Below are 21,504 nucleotides of genomic sequence, written 5' to 3'. Positions count from 1 at the left end.
AACAAGGTGTTCTCAAATACGGTGTCTCGGAGGTGCTTATGTTCGCGAAGTATCGCAGTGTCAGCTTGATCTGGCGCATTGTCATCGGCCTGGTGGTCGGCGCGGCGCTTGGGGTCTTGGTGCCCGGCCAGTCTTGGATCGGCGTGTTCGGCGACCTGTTCATCGGCGCCTTGAAGGGCATCGCGCCGGTCTTGGTCTTCTTCCTGATTGCCACGGCCATCTCTAAGTACGAGCAAGGCGCCGATAACCACTTCGGCTCGGTGATCATCTTGTACCTCGCCGCGACCTTCCTGTCGGCGGTGGTGGCGGTGGTCGCAAGCTTCATGTTCCGGGTGCGGCTGGTGTTTCCCAGTGCGGTTAAGACGGCCGCGACCGCGCCCAAGGACCTCGGCACGGTGATCAAGGACCTGCTGGTCAACGCGGTGGCCAACCCCTTGCAGGCGATTGTCGACGGGAACTACTTGGCGATTTTGTTTTGGGCCCTGACTATCGGCTTCGCGCTTCGGGCGGCCAACGCCCGGACCAAGGGTACGCTGCAGGATTTGACCGACGCGATTCAGACGGTGGCGCAGCTGATCATCGAGTTCGCGCCGGTCGGCATCGTCGGGTTGTTGTTCACCACCATCAGCCAGACCGGATTCGCCGGTATCGTCAAGTACGGCCAGCTGGTCGGGCTGTTGGTCGGCACCATGGCCTTCGTCTACTTGGTGGTGTACCCGCTGATGGTCTGGGCGATGACGGGCCAAAACCCGTACCCGCTGACGCTGTGGACGCTTCGGGTGTCGGGCATTCCGGCCTTCTTCACCAGAAGCGGTGCCGTCAACATTCCGATCAACCTGCAGGCCGCCGCCGACCTGGGGCTCAACGAGAAGTCCTACGCCGTGTCGATTCCCCTGGGTGGGTCGGCCAACTCCGGTGGGGCCGCCATCACGATTTCGATTATGACGCTTGCGGCCTGCAACACCCTGGGCATTCAGGTCTCGCTGCCCTTGGCGGTGCTGTTGTGCCTGATGAGCGCCCTGGCGTCGACCGGGGTCTCCGGCATCGCCGGTGGCTCGCTTTTGATCATTCCGATGGCCGCCAGCCTGTTTGGCATCGACAACGGCACCGCCATGCAGGTGGTCGGCATCGGCTTCATCATCGGCGTGATTCAGGACTCAGTGGAAACCGCGGTGAACTCGGCCTCGGACCTGCTGTTCACCGCCGCGGCCGAGTACCACGACCTGAAGAAGGCGGGGTGGCCGGTGGACAGCCGCGCCGCGGTGGCCCGGGCCAAGCGCCTGGAGTAGCAATTTCTAAGACGGCATTCGCCGTCTTTTTGTTTGCGATTGAAGAACTGATGACTACGAATTAAAAACTTTATGCTCGCAAACGGTAGACACGTGTTTTAATTTGGCGTACAATCAGACCCATCATCTATTTTCAACGCTCGGGTCAAGCGGCCCGGGCAGGGGGAGGACGCCATGTTTGCCAAGTATCGTCAAGTCTCACTGATTGTTCGCATCCTGATCGGGCTGGCCGTTGGGTCGCTGCTCGCGGTGCTGCTGCCCCAGGCGACGGCCATCGGGCTGTTGGGTCAGCTGTTCGTCGGGGCGCTGAAGGGTGTCGCCCCGGTCATGGTGTTCTTCTTGATTATGTCGGCGGTGTCCGGCTACCAGTCGGGCAAGGAGAACCACTTCGGCTCGGTCATCGTGATGTACCTCAGCGCCACCTTGCTGTCGGCCTTTGCCGCGGTCGGGGCGTCTTGGCTGATGCCGGTGCGGCTGGTGCTGCCCAAGGCCGCCAAGGTGGCCGGCGGGGCCCCGCAGAGCCTGGCCAAGGTGCTTGAGGACCTGTTGACCAACGCGGTGGCCAACCCGCTGGCCGCCGTGGTCAACGCCGATTACCTCGCCATCCTGTTTTGGGCCCTGATGATCGGCTTTGCCCTGCGGCTGGCCTCCAAGGAGACGCGCAAGGTGATCAGCGAGCTGTCCGGGGCCTTGACGCAGGTGGCGCAGCTGATCATTGAGTTCGCGCCGTTTGGCATCGCCGGCTTGATCTACACCACGATTCGCGAAACCGGGTTTGCCGGCGTGGCCAAGTACGGTCAGCTGGTCGCGCTTCTGGTCGGCACCATGGCCTTCGTCTACCTGGTCGTCTACCCGGCCATGGTCTGGGCGATGACCCGCCAAAACCCGTACCCGCTGACGTTTTGGACGCTGCGGGTGTCCGGCATTCCCGCCTTTTTCACCCGCAGCTCCGCGGTCAACATTCCGATCAACCTCAAGGCCTGTGAGGCGCTGGGGCTGAACAAGGCGTCGTATGCCGTCTCGATTCCCCTGGGTGGCTCGGCCAACTCCGGCGGCGCCGCAATTACGGTGTCGGTGATGACGCTGGCCGCCTGCGCGACCTTGGGCATCCACGTCTCCTTCCCGCTGGCCCTGATTCTCTGCGTCCTGACGGCGCTGGCCGCCACCGGGGCATCGGGCATCGCCGGTGGTTCGCTGTTGATCATCCCGATGGCCGCCAGCCTCTTTGGCATCGATAACGACATCGCAATGCAGGTGGTCGGCATCGGCTTCATCATCGGCGTGATTCAGGACTCGGTCGAAACGGCGGTGAACTCGGCTTCAGACCTCCTGTTCACGGCGACGGCCGAGTACCATGACGCGCTGAAGAGCGGCCACCCGGTCGACATCAAGGCGGCCGTGGCCCAGGCCGCCGGCAAGCCGGGTCACGCGCTGCGAGCCGCCAAGGCGGTGCAAGACGCCTGACGCCGGGTCTTGCCGTCTCAACGCCGGTGCCGCTTTGTGGCGACACCGGCGTTTTTGCGTCGTGACAGTTCAGGGGGCCAATCAATTAGGTATTTTGCGATTGACATCGCCACTTAGAAAAGCGACACTAAGAGGAAACAATTTTTTCGATGAATGGAGGCCACAACTTGCGCGGATTATGGAAGCGAATGAGCCTGCGGGAGGACCCCGGGGTGTATTCAGACAAGGACGCCCACCTGCCACGGGTGCTGACGGTGAAGGATTTTCTGGCGCTGGGGGTCGGGACCATCGTGTCGACCACGATCTTCACGCTGCCGGGCGTCGTCGCCGCCGATCACGCCGGGCCGGCGGTGGCGATTTCCTGCCTGCTGGCGGCGGTGGTGGCGGGGCTGGTCGCCTTCGCCTACGCGGAGATGGCCGCGGCCATGCCGTTCGCCGGCTCCGCATACTCCTGGATCAACGTGGTGTTCGGCGAGGTGTTCGGCTGGATCGCCGGCTGGGCGCTTTTGGCCGAGTACTTCATCGCCGTGGCCTTCGTCGCCTCGGGGCTGTCCGCCAACTTCCGGGGGCTGTTGACCTCGTTCGGCCAGACGCTGCCGGCGGCGTTGAGCAATCCCTTCGGCACCGACGGCGGCATCGTCGACTTGGTCGCCGTCGGGGTGATCGTGATTGTCGCGGTGATTTTGTCCCGCGGGGTTCACGAGGCCGCCCGGGTTGAAAACGTGCTGGTGGTGCTGAAGGTGATCGCGATTCTGGCCTTCATCGGCATCGGCCTGACGCGCCTGGACCTGAAAAACTTCGTCCCGTTCATTCCCAAGCCCCAAGTCGCCGCCGATGGCACGGCCTTTGGCGGCTGGCGCGGCATTTACGCCGGGGTCTCGATGATTTTTCTCGCCTACATCGGCTTTGACTCCATCGCCGCCAATTCGGCGGAGGCCAAGGACCCGGAACGCACCATGCCGCGGGGCATCATCGGCAGCCTGATCATCGCCGTGACGCTGTTCATGGCGGTGTCGCTGGTGTTGGTGGGGATGTTCAAGTACACCAATTACCACGACGTCGCCGATCCGGTCGGCTGGGCCCTGCGCCACGCCGGCTTCACCGGCGCCGCCACGGTGATCGAGGCCGTGGCGGTGGTGGGGATGTTCACCGCCTTGATCGGCATGATGATGGCCGGGTCGCGGCTGCTGTACAGCTTCGGGCGCGATGGGATGCTGCCGAAGTTTCTGGGCAAGCTGACCCCAAGCGGTCTGCCGAACCACGCGTTGGCGGTGCTGTCCGTAATCGGGGTGTTGATCGGGGCGTTCTTCCCGTTCAAGTTCCTGGCCCAGCTGATCTCGGCCGGCACCCTAATCGCCTTCATGTTCGTGGCGCTGGGCATCTACAAGCTGCGGCCGCGGGAGGGTAAGGACATCGCCAACCCGGCGTTCAAAATGCCGTGGTACCCGGTGATGCCGGCCCTGGCCTTCATCGGCGCATTGATCGTGTTCATGGGGCTGGACATTCAGGCCAAACTCTACTCGGGCGTCTGGTTCGTGGTGGGGCTGGTCGTCTACCTGGCCTACGGGATTCGCCACTCGACGCTGAGCCGTCGTGAGTGAGTTGGTAAGAAAATTTACTAGCCGTAAGGTGACCGGTGTTTTTTTCAGCGCAGCCCCGCCGGCGCGGCGTTTGTGCTGGTGACGCTTCCATTTCGACCGGGCTTGCGCCGATGCTCGCACAAATGATTAGGTTTTTTTTCGCGGACGTGTTATACTTTAGGTACCGTGATAGATGAATTGAGAGCTGTGATGTTTCTGAGCATAATGGATTTCTTTCATTGATTACCGGCTGTTTGTCACTATTAGGTTTAATATGAAGGAGATTCATACAATGCAACAAGGTACAGTTAAATGGTTCAACGCTGACAAGGGTTACGGCTTCATCACTGGTGAAGACGGCAAGGACGTTTTCGTTCACTTCTCCGCTATCCAGGGTGACGGCTACAAGACCCTCGACGAAGGCCAAGCCGTAAGCTTCGACGTTGAACAGTCCGACCGCGGCCCACAGGCGGCTAACGTCAACAAGCTGTAAGACAAAGGAAACCGCCAGTGATGGCGGTTTTTTTGTGCCCAGAGCGCAGGCCGGCGATCTTAGCGGGTAGCGCCGCAACGGTGCTGGGTCTGGGCTTTAGTCCACTCGCGGTGCGGCGCTGGCCGCTTCCGCATTGCGCTTCGAGGCTCGCCAACGCCAAGCGTCGGCCGGCCACAAGCAAACACGGCACCGCCCCGCACTCACGCAATGAGTGCGGTGGCGGTGCCGTGTTTTGTGCAGGTCAGCTGAGCTTTGCGGCGAAGCTCAGGTACTGGCTGAGAATCTGCTTGAAGTAGTCACTGGTGGCCGGCACGAATTGATCCGTGCCGTCCATCAGCTTGGTGACGTTGCCGATGTAGGCTTCGGGCTGCTGCAGCGTCGGCATGTCCAGGAAGGTCAGCGACTGGCGCAGGTGGTGGTTGGCGCCGAAGCCGCCGATGGCGCCGGGCGAGACGCTGACGACAAGCGCCGGCTTGTGGGCCCAGACGTTCTCGCCGTACGGGCGTGAGCCGACGTCCAGCGCGTTTTTCAACGCGGCGGGCACCGAGCGGTTGTACTCGGGGGTGAAAAACAGCACGCCGTCGCAGTCGGCCGCCGCCCGGCGCAGCACGGTCCAAGCCTCGGGCGGCGGGGTGGTTTCGAGGTCCTCGTTGTAAAGCGGCAGGTCGGCAATCTGCAGCCACTTCACGGTGACGTGTTCGGGCAGCAAGGCAGCAAAGGCCGTCGCGACCTTGCGGGTGTACGAGTCGCGGCGCAGGCTGCCGACGATGATTCCAACAGTTGTTAGCATGACGCGGTGCTCCTTTCCGTGGGTGAGGGGTCCAATCTTCTTTATTGTACCCGCTTGGTCGTGGTCGGCGCGAGTCAGACGCTCACAGCGGCGACAGGTTGCCAATCACCGCGGCAATCTGCGCCGGCGTCTCTTTGGCGCCACCGCGCAGCCAGCTGGTGATCACCCGCACCGCGCCGCTGAGGCAAAACTCGAAGTAGTAGTTGAGCACCGCCGGGTCGTCCTCGTGAAACAGGTGCTGGTACTCCGCCAGGGTGCGTTGGCGAATCGGGGCCAGGATGGCCTGCAAAAGCGGCGAGTCGTCGAGGTTGCGGATGATGATCTGCGTCGCCGCCTCTTCCTTGGCGATTACCGCCAGCACCTGCGGCAGCCAGTCCGGCAGCGGTCGGTCACTCAAGAGGGGACGGATGGTGGCAATCAGGTCGGCCTCGATGGCGTGGAACAAGTCAGTAGGATCTTGGTAATGCGCGTAAAACGTGCCGCGGTTCACGTCGGCCACGGCGCAAAGCTGGGTGACCGTGATTTTGGCCAACGGCTGGGTGGCCAACAGTGACACCATGGCGTCGCGCAGCCGCTGCTTGGTGTATTGAGTGCGGCGATTGTTTTTGGTGCCGACCATGAGACGCCTCCTTGGGGTGGCGGCGGTGCCGCCGAAACAGACAGATTGGGTGTAGTGTGTTCAATTCATGACACGGCGGCCGGAATTGCTGGTTGTACCCGGCCGGCCAGTCTTGCATAATGTCATTATACCAACAATGTGTCTGGTTAATGGAGGCTAATCGTGAGTTATATCGAAGTACGTAACGAATTCAAGCGGTACCAGATGGGTGAAACCGAGATCATCGCCAACCACGACCTGTCGTTCAACTGCGAGGCGGGGCAGCTGACGGTCATTCTCGGCCCCAGCGGCGCCGGTAAGTCGACCGTCTTGAACATTCTGGGCGGCATGGACACCCCGACGTCCGGCCAGGTCGTGATCGACGGGGTCGACATTGCCCGGTTCAACGACCGCCAGCTGACCACCTACCGCCGCGAGCAGGTCGGCTTTGTCTTTCAGTTCTACAACCTGATTCCCAACCTCACGACCAAGGAAAACGTGGAGATGGCCAACTCGATCGTCAAAGACGCCTTGGACGCCGAGACCACGCTGCGGGAAGTCGGGCTGGGCAACCGGCTGGATAATTTTCCCTCGCAGCTGTCCGGTGGTGAGCAGCAGCGCGTGGCCATCGCCCGGGCCTTGGCCAAGAACCCCAAGCTGCTGTTGTGCGATGAGCCGACCGGGGCCCTGGATTACGAAACCGGCAAGCAGGTGCTGGGGCTGTTGCAGGCGGCCAGCCGCAAGGACGGCAAAACGGTTCTGATCATCACCCACAACGCGGCCCTGGCCAAGATGGCCGACCGCGTGATTCACATCAACGACGCCCGGGTTCGCGAGGTGATCGACAACCCCCACCCGACGCCGGTTGAAGAGATTGCGTGGTGACTGCGATGCGTCCGATGACTAAGAACATGTGGCGCGAGATTCGCGCCAACCGTGGCCGCTTCATCGCCATCATCCTGATCATTTTGCTCGGCACGTTGATTTTCGTCGGCGTGAAGGCGGCCGGCCCCGGGCTCAACGACTCGATGAGCGCGACCGTCCAAGATGCCAAGCTGAGCGATGTGCAGCTGCTGTCGACCACCGGCTTCACCAAGGCCGATGTGGCCACGGCTAAGCGGGTGAGCGGCGCGACCGCCGAGGCGCTGAAGTTCAAGTTCGCGATCGGAGAAGGCGACAACGTGGTCGCCTTGTACGGGTACCGCCAAGGCCTGAGCCAAAACCAGCTGACGCTGCGAGCGGGGCACCTGCCTCGGGCGGCCGACCAGATTGTGCTGGATCAACGCGCCCGAACCGAGTACGACTTTAAGCTGGGGGGTACCTACCGCTTCCCGGCCAGCGCCAAGCTGCGCCGCCGCACCTACAAGGTGGTCGGCTTCGCCGATTCGCCGGCCTACATCGACAACACCAGCCGCGGCGCCGCCAACATCGGCGACGGCACGGTGCGTTACTTCGCCTACCTGCCGGAGGCCCAGCTGAAGCTCGCCGTGGCGACCTTGCTGAATGTGCGGTTCGCGGGGCTTCAAGACCACAACACCTACAGTAAGCCGTACAAAACGCAGGTGGCCGCCAAGCTGCGGCAACTCAAGGCGGTTTTCGCCAAGCGAGCCCCCAAGCGCGACGCGGCGCTAATCAAGCAGGCGGCCGCGCCGCTTGAGCAAAAGCAGTCGGCGCTGAAGGCGGCGCAAGCCAAGCTGAAGGCGGCTAAGCAGCAGGTGGTGACCCAAAGTCGCGGCACCTTGACCACCACGCCTGAGCTCACCGCCCAGGAGAAGCAGCTGAAGGCGGCGCAGGCCAAGCTGACGGCGGCCCGCGCCAAGCTCACCGCCAGCATTCACACCACCTACACTTGGCAGACGCGAGCCGATCTGTCCGGCTTTGCCGCCTTCGCCGACTCCTCGGATCGCATCGCGGCGATTGCCAACGTGTTTCCGGTGTTCTTCTTCCTGATCGCCGCCTTAATCACCTTCACCACCGTCACGCGGATGGTCGAGGAGGCGCGGGGACAGATCGGCACGTTCAAGGCGCTGGGTTACTCGCGCTGGGCGATTGCCAAGAATTACGTGACCTACGCCTTGATGGCCGGTACCATCGGCGCAGTGCTAGGGTCCGTCATCGGCAACTGGAGCCTGCCGCGGCTGGTGATTTCGCTTTACCACAACAGCATCCCGATGGTGGTCACCGTGCCGGTCCTGTGGGGCAGCGGGGCCTTGGCACTGGGCTTTTCGCTGCTGGCGACGGTCGGCGCCGCGGTGGTCGTGGTGTCGCGCGAGCTGCAGGAGAAGCCGGCCGCCCTGATGCGGCCCCGGGCCCCGAAATCCGCCAAGCGCATCTGGCTTGAGCGCATTCGGCCGCTGTGGCGGCGCCTGAGCTTCAACCAGAAGGTCAGCTACCGCAACTTGTTTCGCTACAAGAGCCGCATGGTGATGACGATCATCGGCATCGCCGGCGGCACGGCGCTTTTGCTGACCGGCTTTGGCCTCAGCGACTCGATCGGCGGCACCGCAACCGCGCAGTACGGCGGCGTGTTCCACTACGATGCCTTGGTGGCGCTGAAACACACCGGCAAGGCGACCGCGGCCCGGCGCGTGTTGGCCCAAAGCCCAGCCTTTCAAAGCGCCGCGGCCTTGAACACCCAGGTCGGCAAGGTCAAGGCCCATTCGACGGTGCTAACTGAGGTCAACTTGTTCACGCCGCTTGACCCGGCGGGTTTTGGCCGCTACGTCACGCTGAGCCGCAAGCTGCCGGCCAAGGGCGTGGTGATTAGCCAAAAAATCGCCACGGGCCTCGGGGTTGAGGCCGGCGACCACCTGACCTTCACCACCGCAGATGGCGACCAGGCCAAACTGAAGGTCGCCGGGGTGACGCAAAACTACATGGGCGTTTTCGCCTACCTCAGCCCTAAGGCCTACCGCGCGGCGTTCGGCAAGGCGCCGGTGACCACGACGCTGGCCGTGCGGCTGGCCAAGCCGACCGCCAAGCAGCAAAATCGCCTGGCCCATCAGCTGCTGGCGGCCAACGCGGCGCTTGGCACCAGCTTCTCAAGCGACCAGGTGACAAGCGTTGAGACCATGACCCAGACCATGGTGCCGGTGGTGATCATTTTCATCCTGCTGTCCGGGGTCTTGTCCTTCGTCGTGCTGTACAACCTGACCAACATCAACGTCTCCGAGCGCATCCGCGAACTGTCGACCATCAAGGTGCTGGGCTTTTACGACGGCGAGGTGACGATGTACATCATGCGCGAGAACATCGTGTTGACCCTGGTCGGCATCGTGGCCGGCTACGGCGTCGGCTGGGGGCTGTTGGCCTTCATCCTGCACCAGGCGGCGACCGCCCAGATCATTTTCCCGGTGATCATTCACTGGCCGGGGGTTGCAGCCTCGACGGCGCTGATGATTGGCTTTGCCGCCATCGTGATGGCGGTCACGCACCGCAAGCTGCGCCACATCGACATGATCGGGGCCCTCAAGGCCACCGAGTAGCAGCGGCACCAAAAAGGCGCCGGCTTGCTCGACTAGAATCGAGCAGGACCGGCGCCTTTGTGGTGCCATCAGCGCGTCAGGGCCGCGGCCTCCCGCAGCCGAGACTCGGCCTCAAGCGGCACGCGACCGAGGGGATCCAGGCCAACGTTAAGCAGGTAGTTGATGCCCAGGCCGTTCAGGTGTTGCAGCGTGGTCGCCAGCTGCTGCGGCGTTTTCCAGTTGTGGTCCTGGTAGGAGAAGCCCCAGGAGTCGTTCATCGTGCCGGCGGATTCGTACAGCCCCAGCGGCGACGGCTTGAAGCCACCGATGTCGTTGTAATCCACGTTGGTGGTGGCGGCCGGGTCGATCGCCTGGGGAATCTCGTTGTCGCCGAGCACCACGTAGTCGTACTGGCCGTTGCCCAACCGCGAGTTGATCAGGCAGTCGGGCTGCAGGCGCTTGACCGTGTCGTACAGGGCCTGGCTTTGGGCCTTGCTCAGCGTCATCGGCACGTCGAACCAGGCGGTGGCGATGTCGCCGTAGTTTTGCATCAGCTCCGTGACCTGCGGCAGAATTTTGGCGGAAAAGCACTGGGCAAAATCCTTGCGCCGCGTGTCGGGAAAGTCCCAGCTGTTGTCCCAGGTGGTGCCGGAGTTGCCCACGTCGTTGCTCAGGTAACCGCCGCCGTTGGGCTCGTGCCAGTCGAGGTCCTGCGAGTAGTACAAGCCAAAGCGCAGCCCGGCGCGGCGGCAGGCCGCGGCGAGCTCACCGATCACGTCGCGGTGAAACGGCGTTTGCGCCACGACGTTGTAGTCGGACACGGCCGAGTCGTACATCGCAAAGCCGTCGTGGTGCTTGGCGGTGACCACGAGGTAAGACATGCCACAGTCCTGCGCCAGCGCGACGATGCGGTCGGCGTCGAAGCACAGCGGGTTGAAGCCCTTGGCCAGCTGCGCGTAGTTGGCAATCGGAATCTGGAGCTTGGACTGAATCCACTCCGCGTAGGCGCTGGCCGCCTGACCGCGGTAGGCCCCACCCAACAGCGAGTAGAGTCCCCAGTGAATCATCATGCCGTACTTCGCCTGCTTGAACCAAGATACATTGTCAGTCATTAGTTTCGCCTCCGCGACCAGTGTACCAGAGAAAACGGTTTCGGGCACGGGACATTTTTGGGCCAGGCGCCGCGCCGCCGCCAGCCTCACGCTAGCCGGTCGCCTAAGCGTCCGGCTTCGCCCTGGTTCGTCGGGCTACGTGCCGCAACGCCAGTGCGTCCAGCTAAGGCCAGCCACTGGGCCAAGTGCGGCCCAATGTCTAGCCTTGTGTTGGCCGACTGGCTAACTGCGCGGCACTTCGCCCTGGTTCGTCGGGCTACGCCAGGCAACGCGGGAGCGGGTAGCGACGCCGCGGCACTCGGGGCCAAGCCCGGGCCCCAAGCACCACGGCTAGGCTACCCGTCCCGCTAAAGGCGCCTGGCTTCGCCCTGGTCCTCGTCGGGCTACGCGGGGCATCGGCGACGCGTCTAGCTCAGGCCGTCACCTGGGCCAAGTGCGGCCCAGCTGCCAGCCTCACGCTAGCCGGTCGCCTAAGCGCCCCGCTTCGCCCTGGTTCGTCGGGCTACACCAGGCAACGCGGGAGCGGGTAGCGACGCCGCGGCACTCGGGGCCAAGCCCGGGCCCCAAGCACCACGGCTAGGCTACCCGTCCCGCTAAAGGCGCCTGGCTTCGCCCTGGTTCTCGTCGGGCCACGCGGGGCATCGGCGACGCGGCTAGCTCAGGCCGTCACCTGGGCCAAGTGCGGCTCAGCTGCCAGCCTCACGCTAGCCGGTCGCCTAAGCGCCCCGCTTCGCCCTGGTTATATCATCTCCAGCGGCTGTTTGTGGGTTGGCCGGCGGAAGGCGCGGTCGATGCTGGCCAATTCGTCTGGGGTGAAGGTGACGTCTCGGGCGGCGAGGTTTTCTGTCATGTGAGCCGGGGTCGCCGCCTTGGGGATGCTCAGCACGTGGTCGCGCATGGTCCAAGCCAGCACCAGCTGGTGGTCGCTCAGGTGCTTGGCCCGAGCGATTTCTTGAACCTGGCGCGGCAGGCGAATCGAGCGACCGGCCCCGGAGCCGAATGGTGAGTAGCCGATCAGGCCGATGCCGCGCTTGGCCTGGTAAGGCATCAGGTCGTACTCAATGCCGCGCGACTGCAGGTTGTAAAGGACCTCGTTGGCCTGAATCTGATCGCCGCCGGGCAGGGCCGCCAGCTCCTTGAGGTCTGCGACATCGAGATTGGAGACGCCGAACGCCCGGATGAGGCCGGCCTGCTGCAGTGCCTGCATCCCGGCAAGCGTTTCGCGCAGCGGCGTTGAGCCGCGCCAGTGCAGCAGGTACAAGTCGAGGTAATCGAGGCCGAGGCGGTGCAAGCTGCCGGCCAGGGCGACCTTCATCTTGGCCGCGGTCGCATGCCAGGGGTAAAACTTGGAGACGACGACCAGGTCGTCGCGATTGTAGCCGCGAATCGCGTCACCGACTAGGGTTTCCGCGGCGCCGTCGCCGTACATCTCGGCGGTGTCGATCACGGACAGACCGTGGTCGAGGCCGCATCTCAGGCTCGCGATTTCCTGCTCGGTTTGCGCCGGGCTGCCTTCGCCGAGGTACCAGGTGCCGATGCCCATCGCCGGCACCTTCCGGCCGGCTAACTGCGTATTTTTCATCACACACACTCCCTTCGAGATGATTGTAGCCAAAACGGCCCTCGCGTGGGAGGGCCTGGCGAACATTATTCGGCGTCGTAGGCCGCCTGAAATAGCGCGATCAGCTCTTCCTTGGTGCCTTTGCGCGGATTGGAGAAGGCGTTGCCGTCCTTCAAGGCGTTCTCGGCCATCAGTGGAAAGTCCACCGGCTTGGCCCCTAAGGCCTTGATGGAAGCGGGAATGCCGACGTCTTGGGCCATCTGCCGCATGTGGCGGATCGCCAGCTCCGCGGCCTCGCGCGTGGTCAACCCCGCAGTGTTTTCACCCATGGCCAAGGCCAGCGAAGCAAACCGATCCGGGCAGGCCAGCAGGTTGTACTGCTCGACAATTGGCAGCAGCAAGGCGCAGCAGACCCCGTGCGGCGCGTCGTACTGGCCGCCCAGCTGATGGGCCATCGCATGGACGTAGCCCAGGTCGGCGTTGTTGAAGGCCATGCCGGCCAGCATCTCGGCCTCGACCATACCGGTGCGAGCCACCAGGTCGTGGCCGTTGGCAACGGCCGGCCGCAGGTGCTTTTCAATCAGGCGAATCGCCTGCAGGCACTGGGCGTCGGTGATCGGGTTGCGGTTGAGCGACACGTAGGGCTCGATGGCCTGCACGTAGGCGTCCATGCCGGTGGCGGCGGTCAGCTTGGCCGGCACGTCCAGCTGCAGGGCCGGGTCGTTGAAGGACACCAGCGGGATGTTGCGCCAAGACACCACCACGAACTTCAGGTGCGTGGCCTCGTTGGTGATGACGCAGTGGCGCGTCAGCTCGGAGCCGGTGCCGGCGGTGGTGTTGACGGCCATCAGCGGTGGCAGCGCCGCCGTCAGGGTCTCGATGCCGGCCAAGGCGGTTATGTCGTCGCCGTTGGTCAAAATGATGCCGGTCCCCTTGCCGGTGTCGTGAGCCGAGCCGCCGCCGACGGTGATGATGCTGTCGCAGTGTTCGGCCAGGTACAGCGCCTTGGCCGCCTGAATGTTGCGAACCTTGGGGTTGGGCTCGACCGCGTTGTAGACGGCGTAGGTAATGCCGGCCGCGTCCAGCGAGGCGAGGGTCTGGGCAACCGGGCCGTTGGCAACGCCCTGCAGGAACTTGTCGGTGACAATCAAGGGGTGGTGCATGTTCAGCATCTGGGCTCGCTCACCGATTTTGGCGATGACGCCGGGGCCAAAGAAGTTGACGCTTGGCATCAGAAAATCAAAGTTTGTCTTCATGGGAAACCTCCGGTAATGTGAAGTGATGATCATTAACAGCCACCAGTGTAGCCGTCGCGGTCGGTGCCGCCAACGGACAGATGGTAGGCGGTGTCCGGTCTCAGCGGCGCGGTTGGTCCCCGCCGCGGGATGCCGGCCGCGGTGCCGGGCGGCGGTCGGCACCAGCCTTCAAAATACGGCGGCGTCTGGCCCAGCGGTGGCGCGGTGAACCGGGGCTACCGCTCGCCCGTGGTGCATGATACACTGAGCTAGTGAAATCATTAACTTTGTTCGCGGCGTAGCGACGCCAAGGAGGCGCAACATGGATTATCAATTGCAGGGCAGCGACACGTTTCCCATCGCGGTGGTTCACCTGGATCAGGGGCAGGCGGTTCAGATCGAATCCGGCGCGATGATTTACCACAACGGCCGCGTGGCGCTTGAGGGGCGGATGAACAGCAACGGCAAAGGGGGCCTGGGCGGCTTGATGAGTGCGATCGGCCGCAGCATGACCTCCGGTGAGTCCTTTTTCATCACCACGGCGACGGCGACGGCGGCTGCCGGCGAGCTGGCCGTGGCGCCGGGCAACCCCGGGGCGATTCGCGAGCTGACGGTTGATGATGACCACCAGTGGCGGCTGAACACCGGCGCCTTTTTGGCCGCGGATGCGACCACGGGCTACAAGATGGAGCGCCAAAGCGTCGGTCGGGCGCTGTTCGGCGGCACCGGCGGCCTGTTCGTGATGGCGACGCACGGCCACGGCACGATGCTGGTCAGCGCATACGGTGACCTGCTGGCGCTGGACCTGGCGGCGGCCGACGATTACGTGGTCGACAACAACCACGTGGTCGCCTGGGCCAGCACCCTGGATTACCGCATCGAGGCGGCTAGCGGCGCCTTTGGCTTCACCACCGGCGAGGGGCTGGTCAACCACTTCTCGGGCTCCGGCCGCGTCTACATTCAGACCCGCAACGTCGAGGCGCTGGCCGGGCTGGTGCAGCCGTTCCTGCCGGACAAGAGCAGCAACTGATTTTGGGCAAAAGCGCCAACCTGTGAAGGCATTGTGCCGGGCTTTGGCGTAGGCTGTGCGTATCGCGGCCAGTGGTCGCACCGATTGCGAAAGGAAGTTTACATCATGACGACAATTCTCGGCACCCGTTACCCCTTGATTCAAGGCGCCTTGGCGCAAATCTCGCTGCCGCCGCTGGTGGCGGCGGTCAGCAACGCCGGAGGACTGGGGGTTTTGACCACCACCAACATGACGGTCGCAGAGCTTGCGGCGGCCATCGCGGCGGTTCGCGCGGCGACCGACCAGCCGTTCGGGGTCAACCTGATGCTGCAACAACCCAACATGGCCGAAATCGTGCCTTACCTGATCGCGCATCCGGTGCCGGTGGTCACCACCAGCGCCGGCACCCCCAAGGCCTTTTGCCAGGCGATCCAGGCGGTGGGGACCAAGGTGGTTGCGGTGATTCCAAGCGTGAAGGTCGCGGTCAAAATGGCGGCGCTGGGCGTCGACGCCCTGGTCGCCGAAGGCATGGAGTCCGGCGGCCACATCGGCACGGAGACCACCTTCAGCCTGGTGCAGCAGGTGGCGGCCGCGGTCGCCCTGCCGGTGTTTGCTGCCGGCGGCATCGCCGATGCGGCCGGCGTCGCCGCGGCCCAGGCGCTGGGCGCCAGCGGCGTTCAGGTCGGCACCGCCTTTTTGGTGGCGAGTGAAACCCCGATCGCCGCGGCCTACAAGGACGCGGTGATCGCGGCCACGGACACCGACACGGTGGTCACTGGCCGGGCGCTGCACGACGCGGTGCGAAGCCTCAAGAACCCGCTGACCGCCGCCTACCTGGAGGCCGAGGCCGCCGGGGCCGACGCCGACTCGCTGCAGGCGATGACCACCGGCAGCCTGACTCGGGCAATCGCTGGCGACGTCGACCACGGCACCTTGATGGCCGGCCAGATTGCCGGCAAGCTGACTCGCGTCGAGCCGGTGGCGGCCATCGTGGCGCGGCTGTTTCCTAATTAAAGCGGCGTCGGCAACGCAAAATGGGCCACACCCAGGCAATCGGGTGTGGCCCATTTTCGGCGTCACTTGATGATTAGCGGCAGCACCAGCAGCGCCAAAACCGTGGCGGCCAAGACGGCGACGGAGACCAGGGGGTGCAAGAACAGGCTGACCAAGAGCAGCAACCCGCTGAGTACCATCGCGCGGCCCAGCCAGCGCAGGGCGGGTTTGGGCAGCGGCCGCCGCGGCTGCAACACGCGGCGGCTGTAGTCGGCCGGTACCGTCGGCAGGTAGTTGCCCATCGCCAGAAACATCACGGCGATCAGAAGCGTCGCGATGCGCCAGACATCGAGCCGCTGGCCCAGGCCGATCTGGATGGTGGTGATGTACAAAATGACGGTGAGAAGCGGCATCAGCCAGTCGACCACCCGCTCGAAGCGCGGGGCGGCCTGCTTGCCGCGCGGCACCAGCAGCACGACGGCCTGGAACACGGCCATCAGCACCGGCAGCCCGAAGACCACCAGAGGCCGCGGCGCCCAGCCGTTGGGTTGGCTGTCGATGCCCCAGTGAATGGCCATCGTCGCCGGCAGCCGGTTATACACCGCCAGGCCGTACAGGATTGGGGCGAGAATGACGGGAACGGTGACGGCAAGCATGCGTTTAGGATTCATCGTGGTGGCCTCCCAGGTCGTAGATCCAGCCCAAAAGCTCCTCGAACACGCTCAGGTTCAGGCTGTAATAGATGAAATTTTTGTCTTTGTTCAAATCGACCAGCCCGGCCTGGCGCAGCAGCTTCAGGTGGTAGGACACCGTGGCCTGTGACAGGTCGAACTGCGCGGCGATGTCGCCGGCGGATTGGTCGCCTTTTTTGAGCAGCTCCAGAATCTGGCGCCGCACCGGGTCGTTGATGGCCTTGAGGGTATCAGTGAGTGCCATGTGACCTCCTTGTGAGCGTGGGTGCATTGCGGCGGCCGGCTCGCCGCCTCACAGCCGCCGCCGGTTCAGCGCGACGATGGCCAGGGCCAGGCAGCCGCCGGTGATCAGCACCGTCAGGGCGAAGGCCGGGGCGACGCTGGTCAGCGTCTTGGTGCCGCGAACCCAGGGCAGCGCGTTGGTGGTCAGGCTCAGCGGGTTGAACCGCCGCAGGGGTCGCCACATGTCGCCCAGTCCCATCACCACGACGCTGGCCGCCACGGCGATGAAGCCGGCAAAGCTGCTTTGGGTGGCGGCCGACCCCAGCAGGGTGATGGCGATGACCATCAGGCCGTACAGGGCCAGCGGCCACAGCCCCTGCCAGACGTGCGGGGTCAGCGCGTCCTTGAAGTAGTAAGTGGTGTAGGCCCAGGTGACGAGAAAACTGCCGAGCAGGGCCAAAAGCCAGGTGGCCGCGGCCAGCGCGAACTTGGCCAGCACCACCGCGTAACGCGGCAGGCCCTTGGTCACGAGGTTCACCAAGGTGCCGCTTTTGACCTCGGCGGCGATGCTGCCGGACCAGACGATGGCGAAGAGGAAGATGCCGAGCTGGTCGATGTTTTTGTAAAACTGGGTCCAAGAATCGACGCTGGTCGGCGCCGGCAGCGTGATCTGAATGCCGTTGCCCATGCTCTTGAGTAGCTGCGGGGTCAGCCGCGCCACCAAGGGGCTCTCGAGGGCAAACAGCAAAAACACCAGCCCAATCAGCAGGAAGCGGCCGCGGCGCCAATGCACCAGCCCCTCCTTGCGCAGGAAAAACCAGGTCGCCTTCATCGTGTCACCTCCATGAACAGATCCTCCAGGCTCGGCTGCACCGGGCTGACGCGAACCGGCACCAGCCCCTGGGCCAGCAAGGCGGCCAGCGCCGGCTGCAGCGCCTGGGTTAGGCCTTGGGCGGCCGGCAGCAGCAGGGTGGTCGCAGTCACTGCGGTGGCGTCCGGTTGCGGGGCCGCACCGGCTGCCACCGGCTTTGCGGCCGCCGCGACGTGAAGCACGGCCGCCGCCTGTTGCGTGGTCGCGGCGTCCGCAAAACCCAGCGCCACCTTGGCCTGGGCGTGAGCGGCGAGCAGTGCCTTCAGCGGCCCCTGAGCCTGAAGGCGGCCACCGTGCAGGATGCCGACGTGGTCGCAGATGCGCTCGACGTCGCCGAGGATGTGGCTGGACAACAGGATGGTGGTTTCGCCGCGCAGGCTGGCCAGCAGGTCCAAAAACTCGCGGCGGCCGGTGGGGTCAAGCGCCGAGGTCGGCTCGTCTGCAATCAGCAGCCGCGGTCTGGCCAGCAGCGCCTGGGCCACCCCGAGGCGCTGCTTCATGCCGCGGGAGAAGCCGCGGATGCGCCGGCGGTTTTGCGGCAGGCCGACCGTCTTGAGCATCGCGGCGATGCGCTGCGGCAGCTCGCGGCCGTCGATGCCGGTCAGTCGACCGCACAGGCTCAGGTACTCGCTGGGGGTCAGCTCGTCGTAAAACTCGGGGACATCCGGCAGGTAGCCGATGCCGGCCGCCACGGCCGCGCCGCCGTAGACCACGGGGCGGCCGGCGACGGTGATGGTGCCGGCATCGCGCTGCAGCAGTCCCAAAATCAGCTTCATCGTCGTGGTTTTGCCGGCGCCGTTCTCACCGACGAAGCCGTAGATGCTGCCCTCCGGGACGGCCAGGGACAGGTCGGTCAACACCGGCTGGTCCTTGAAGGCCTTGCTCACGTGCTGCAGCTCAACCAGGGCCATCACTGCACCTCCCGGCCGAACAGCAGATAGGCGATGGCGCCGAAGGGGTGGATGGCAAAAATCGCGATCAGCCAGATCACCTTGTTGCCGTAGCGGAAGTGGTGGTGGCGCAGAATCGACACCAGCGCCGTGATCAACAGGCCCAAGTCGATGGCGACCAGCGGCAGCAGGAGGGGCAGGTTGTCTTTCAAAGCGGTCATGAGTTGACCTCCTATTTCGAATTTTGTCTAAATTATACGGCCGTCGCATGGGGAAGGCAATCACAATTTCGAATTTTGTCTAAATAGTCGCCACCAAAAAGGCGCCGCCGCACGTGGCGACAGCGCCTGGGCCAGCTAGTCGGCCAGCACCTTGAGAATGTCCGCGGTAATCAGCTCCGGGGTCAGGTGATCGCGCTGCAGCAGCTCGGCCGTGCTTTCGCGGTCGTTGAACTGGCGCTTGGCGCCGATGGTCAACACCCGCGTGGCGGTCGGGCCGAAGTGGGCCGCGACCTTTTGACCGAAGCCGCCGTCTAGGCTGCCTTCCTCGATCGTGACCACCAGCTGGTGGTCGGCCAGCTGGTCGAGGTCCGCTGCGGTCACGGCGTTGGTGCTGCGCGGGTCGGCCAACGTGGCATCGATGTCGTGTGCGGCCAACTGTTTGGCCACCGCCTGGGCGGTCGGCATGGCCGAACCCAGCCCCAAGAGCGCCACTTGGCTGCCGCGGTGCTGGATGTGCAGCCGCGTCGGCGCGAAGTCCGGATCAAGCGGGGCGTTGTGGACGCCATGGGCCGGCACCCGGATCGCGACGGGGCCGGCGGTTTGGCTCAGCGCCCAGTCCAGCTGGGCCAAGAGCTCCTCTGCGGTGGTCGGGGCCAGGTAGGTCAGGTTGGGGATGTTGGCCAGCATCGCGATGTCGAAGGTTCCCTGGTGCGTCGGGTCGCCGCCGGAGACCGCCCCACCGTTGAGAATCAAGACGGCCGGTAGCGCGTTGATGCCCAGGTCGTGGGAGAGCTGGTCGTAGGCGCGTTGCAAGAAGGTGCCGGAGTGGAACACCACCGGCCGCATGCCTTGCTGCGCCAGGCCGGCCGCCAGGGTGATGGACACCTGCTCGGCGATGCCGACGTCGATGTAGCGCTTGGGGTAGTCGGCGGCGAAGCGCTTGAGGCCAAACGAGCCGGGGATGGCGGCGTTCAGCGCGTAGATCGGCGCCGCGTCTTCTTGGATGTGCTTTTCCAGCCGGTCCAGAATCAGGCTGTTGTAGGACACGCTCGCACCCTGGTGCAGGGCGACGCCGGTGGTCAGGTCGAAGGGAACGTGCCAGTGCCAGTGTTCCTTGTCGATCTCGGCCGGGGCGTAACCCAGCCCCTTGTCGGTGTGAACGTGCAGCACAATCGGGTGGTCGAGGTTAGCGACCGCCTGGAAGGCGGCGATCATCGCCGCGACGTCATTGCCGTTGGGCTCGTAGCGGTAGTCCAAACCAATCGCCTTGAAGAGGTTGCGCTCGGCCTTGCCGTCGGTTTCCCGCAGCAACTTCAGGTTCTGGTAGATACCGCCGTGGTTCTCGGCGATGCTCATCTCGTTGTCGTTGACCACGATGATCAGCTGGCCGGCCAGCACCGCGGCGTTGTTCAGCGCCTCGTAGGCCAGGCCACCGGACAGCGAGCCGTCGCCGATCACCGCGACGATGTTGCCGGGCTCGTGCTTGTGATCCCGCGCGATCGCCATGCCGGTCGCCAGGCCGATGGAAGTCGATGTGTGGCCGATGGTGAAGAAGTCGTGGGGGCTTTCCTCGGGGGCGGTGAAGCCGGAGACATCGTCAAAATGGGCCGGGTCCAGCCAAGCCTGCTTACGGCCGGTCAGAATCTTGTGGGTGTAGCTTTGGTGTGAGACGTCCCAGACCACCTTGTCGGTCGGGGAGTCGAAGACGTAGTGAAAAGCGATGGTCAACTCCACGTCGCCGAGGTTGGGCCCGACGTGGCCGCCGGTTTGGGAGACCTTGTTCAGCAGGGCGTGGCGAATTTCCTGGGCGAGCTGGGGCAGTTGGGCCACGCTCAGCTTTTTCAGGTCCTTGGGTGAATCGATTTGTTCAAGTAGCATGTTAGACCTCACTTTTAACGTAATACTTATATTTTGATAGTGTGATCGGCATAAGTCAAGGCACCCCGGCCGCTAAAAAAGGCGCCTTTCCTAGGAAAGGCGCGGGATTACGGTTATTTGCGCTTGCCGAACAGTGGTTTTTCAAAAAGGCTGCCGACAATCAGGATGAAGATGGCCAGTGACCAGGTCTCGGCGATAAAGCCGAAGAACAGGAAGGCGGTGGTCAACACCGGCCAGTAAAAGGGCTGCAAGCCGGCCAGGTCGTGGGGCAAGACCCCGCCGTGGCGCGGCGCGGCGAAGGTTGCCGTCTGCCGGTCACGGGCGGTTGCGGCCGTCGCTTCACCGTCTTCGGTCCAGTCGTCTGCGGGGGCGTCTACGCTTGCGGCGGCGACTTTGGCGCGAGCCAGGCGACTGAAGCCGCTGGCCACGATGCCGGTGTAAACCAGGAAGTAGACGCCGATGGCGACGAACAGGAAGAAGGCGGCGCCGGCCTCGTCACCGGTGAAGTCACCGTAGTTGCTGAGAATCGGCGGAACCAGCGAGCCGATGCACATCAGGATGCCGCCGACCAGGCCGATGCTGTGCGGCCGGTTGTAGGCGTTGGCTTGACTTTGCGCCAGCGCCTGAGTGGCCGCGGTCACCGGCGCGTGTCGCACCGGCCGGCTGATGTCGCGGTAGCCCATGCTGGCGGCGATGATCAGGCCAACGCCCAGGCCGGTGCAGACCAGAAAGGCCACGGCGGCGAGGGGGCCGCCCTGGGTCGACAGCAGCGCGGTGAAGCCAAGCCCCGCGATGATCAGCGCGATGCCGAGGCTCAACAACTTGGCGAAGCGGTCCGTGCCGGCCCAAAAGCCTTCCGCCGCGTCTTCGTTAAGCGCAATCGCGCCGCCGTGCGAGGCCTGGTCGGCGGTTGGGGCGCCGGTCAGCGGTTGATCGACCTCCAGCGCGTCCATCACCTCGTCCACATCGCCGAACTCGCTGATCACAAGCCCCAGCGCCTCGGCCGGCCCCTTGCCCGAGGCGAGCTCCGCGTGGTAGTGGTCGGTCATCAGGTCCAAGAGGTCCTGCTTGGCCTTTCTGGTCTTCGGCGTGTCCGGCACCGCCTTGAACAACCCGTCTAGGTATGTCTGTAAAGTCTCCAT

General features: G+C 64.3%; 20 protein-coding genes. 8 read left to right on the top strand and 12 right to left on the bottom strand.

Annotation, left to right across the window (positions count from 1 at the left end; all coding sequences use genetic code 11):
* The first annotated feature begins 38 nt into the window (after nucleotides 1-38).
* From sstT (NUH19_RS10695) to NUH19_RS10680, 4 genes are all read left to right on the top strand, one after another.
* On the top strand, nucleotides 39-1,289 hold the full coding sequence (gene sstT / locus NUH19_RS10695) for a serine/threonine transporter SstT (RefSeq protein WP_262316546.1): 1,251 nt from the start codon (nucleotides 39-41) through the stop codon (nucleotides 1,287-1,289).
* Between the two features lie 174 nt (nucleotides 1,290-1,463).
* Complete coding sequence (gene sstT / locus NUH19_RS10690) at nucleotides 1,464-2,753, top strand: serine/threonine transporter SstT (RefSeq protein ID WP_262316545.1); 1,290 nt, start codon at nucleotides 1,464-1,466, stop codon at nucleotides 2,751-2,753.
* Between the two features lie 188 nt (nucleotides 2,754-2,941).
* Nucleotides 2,942-4,354, top strand: a complete 1,413-nt coding sequence (locus tag NUH19_RS10685) for an APC family permease (protein ID WP_420844689.1) — start codon at nucleotides 2,942-2,944, stop codon at nucleotides 4,352-4,354.
* Between the two features lie 271 nt (nucleotides 4,355-4,625).
* Entirely contained in the window at nucleotides 4,626-4,826 is a 201-nt protein-coding gene (locus tag NUH19_RS10680) for a cold-shock protein (RefSeq protein WP_125704133.1), read from the top strand.
* A gap of 241 nt (nucleotides 4,827-5,067) precedes the next feature.
* Here the strand turns inward: NUH19_RS10680 and NUH19_RS10675 are convergent, their stop codons facing one another.
* Nucleotides 5,068-5,616: an NADPH-dependent FMN reductase gene (locus NUH19_RS10675; protein ID WP_262316543.1), complete on the bottom strand. Its 549-nt coding sequence runs from the start codon at nucleotides 5,614-5,616 to the stop codon at nucleotides 5,068-5,070.
* Between the two features lie 82 nt (nucleotides 5,617-5,698).
* Complete coding sequence (locus NUH19_RS10670; RefSeq protein ID WP_262316542.1) at nucleotides 5,699-6,235, bottom strand: TetR/AcrR family transcriptional regulator; 537 nt, start codon at nucleotides 6,233-6,235, stop codon at nucleotides 5,699-5,701.
* Between the two features lie 162 nt (nucleotides 6,236-6,397).
* Here NUH19_RS10670 and NUH19_RS10665 point away from each other — a divergent pair, with 162 nt between their 5' ends.
* The gene (locus tag NUH19_RS10665; protein ID WP_262316541.1) at nucleotides 6,398-7,099 is read left to right on the top strand and encodes an ABC transporter ATP-binding protein; all 702 of its coding nucleotides are present in this window, start codon (nucleotides 6,398-6,400) and stop codon (nucleotides 7,097-7,099) included.
* 5 nt (nucleotides 7,100-7,104) lie between these two features.
* Complete coding sequence (locus tag NUH19_RS10660) at nucleotides 7,105-9,699, top strand: ABC transporter permease (RefSeq protein ID WP_262316540.1); 2,595 nt, start codon at nucleotides 7,105-7,107, stop codon at nucleotides 9,697-9,699.
* A 68-nt stretch (nucleotides 9,700-9,767) separates the two neighbouring features.
* On the opposite strand, the gene NUH19_RS10655 is transcribed toward NUH19_RS10660, so the two are convergent.
* The 3 genes from NUH19_RS10655 to NUH19_RS10645 all read right to left on the bottom strand — a co-directional run bounded on the left by NUH19_RS10655 (nucleotide 9,768) and on the right by NUH19_RS10645 (nucleotide 13,607).
* Nucleotides 9,768-10,790 (bottom strand): alpha-L-fucosidase, encoded by a 1,023-nt coding sequence (locus NUH19_RS10655; RefSeq protein ID WP_262316539.1) that lies wholly within the window; start codon nucleotides 10,788-10,790, stop codon nucleotides 9,768-9,770.
* Nucleotides 10,791-11,529: 739 nt separating this feature from the next.
* On the bottom strand, nucleotides 11,530-12,372 hold the full coding sequence (locus NUH19_RS10650) for an aldo/keto reductase (protein ID WP_262316538.1): 843 nt from the start codon (nucleotides 12,370-12,372) through the stop codon (nucleotides 11,530-11,532).
* Nucleotides 12,373-12,437: 65 nt separating this feature from the next.
* Entirely contained in the window at nucleotides 12,438-13,607 is a 1,170-nt protein-coding gene (locus NUH19_RS10645; RefSeq protein WP_262316537.1) for an iron-containing alcohol dehydrogenase, read from the bottom strand.
* Nucleotides 13,608-13,908: 301 nt separating this feature from the next.
* On the opposite strand from NUH19_RS10645, the gene NUH19_RS10640 reads away from it, so the two are divergent.
* Entirely contained in the window at nucleotides 13,909-14,616 is a 708-nt protein-coding gene (locus NUH19_RS10640; protein WP_262316536.1) for a TIGR00266 family protein, read from the top strand.
* Between the two features lie 105 nt (nucleotides 14,617-14,721).
* Nucleotides 14,722-15,609: an NAD(P)H-dependent flavin oxidoreductase gene (locus NUH19_RS10635; protein WP_262316535.1), complete on the top strand. Its 888-nt coding sequence runs from the start codon at nucleotides 14,722-14,724 to the stop codon at nucleotides 15,607-15,609.
* A 62-nt stretch (nucleotides 15,610-15,671) separates the two neighbouring features.
* Here NUH19_RS10635 and NUH19_RS10630 read toward each other — a convergent pair whose 3' ends face one another.
* From NUH19_RS10630 to NUH19_RS10600, 7 genes are all read right to left on the bottom strand, one after another.
* A complete protein-coding gene (locus NUH19_RS10630) occupies nucleotides 15,672-16,259 on the bottom strand; it encodes a DUF1648 domain-containing protein (protein WP_262316534.1) in 588 nt (195 codons plus the stop codon).
* The gene (locus tag NUH19_RS10625) at nucleotides 16,249-16,524 is read right to left on the bottom strand and encodes an autorepressor SdpR family transcription factor (protein ID WP_262316533.1); all 276 of its coding nucleotides are present in this window, start codon (nucleotides 16,522-16,524) and stop codon (nucleotides 16,249-16,251) included. Before NUH19_RS10625 ends, NUH19_RS10630 begins: the two co-directional genes overlap by 11 nt.
* A 48-nt stretch (nucleotides 16,525-16,572) precedes the next feature.
* Nucleotides 16,573-17,334 carry an ABC transporter permease gene (locus tag NUH19_RS10620; protein ID WP_262316532.1) on the bottom strand — a complete coding sequence of 254 codons (762 nt, stop codon included), beginning with the start codon at nucleotides 17,332-17,334 and terminating at the stop codon, nucleotides 16,573-16,575.
* On the bottom strand, nucleotides 17,331-18,284 hold the full coding sequence (locus tag NUH19_RS10615; RefSeq protein ID WP_262316531.1) for an ABC transporter ATP-binding protein: 954 nt from the start codon (nucleotides 18,282-18,284) through the stop codon (nucleotides 17,331-17,333). The genes NUH19_RS10620 and NUH19_RS10615 overlap by 4 nt, the downstream gene beginning before the upstream one ends.
* The gene (locus tag NUH19_RS10610) at nucleotides 18,284-18,484 is read right to left on the bottom strand and encodes a PLD nuclease N-terminal domain-containing protein (protein WP_262316530.1); all 201 of its coding nucleotides are present in this window, start codon (nucleotides 18,482-18,484) and stop codon (nucleotides 18,284-18,286) included. Before NUH19_RS10610 ends, NUH19_RS10615 begins: the two co-directional genes overlap by 1 nt.
* A gap of 135 nt (nucleotides 18,485-18,619) precedes the next feature.
* Nucleotides 18,620-20,362 (bottom strand): 1-deoxy-D-xylulose-5-phosphate synthase, encoded by a 1,743-nt coding sequence (locus tag NUH19_RS10605; RefSeq protein ID WP_262316529.1) that lies wholly within the window; start codon nucleotides 20,360-20,362, stop codon nucleotides 18,620-18,622.
* 113 nt (nucleotides 20,363-20,475) lie between these two features.
* Entirely contained in the window at nucleotides 20,476-21,504 is a 1,029-nt protein-coding gene (locus NUH19_RS10600; protein WP_262316528.1) for a permease prefix domain 1-containing protein, read from the bottom strand.

The organism is Lacticaseibacillus parakribbianus (assembly GCF_025490915.1).
In the GTDB taxonomy this organism is placed as follows: Bacteria; Bacillota; Bacilli; order Lactobacillales; family Lactobacillaceae; genus Lacticaseibacillus; species Lacticaseibacillus parakribbianus.
Note: the sequence above shows the minus strand (reverse complement) of the source record. Positions and strands in the feature narration are given on the sequence as shown.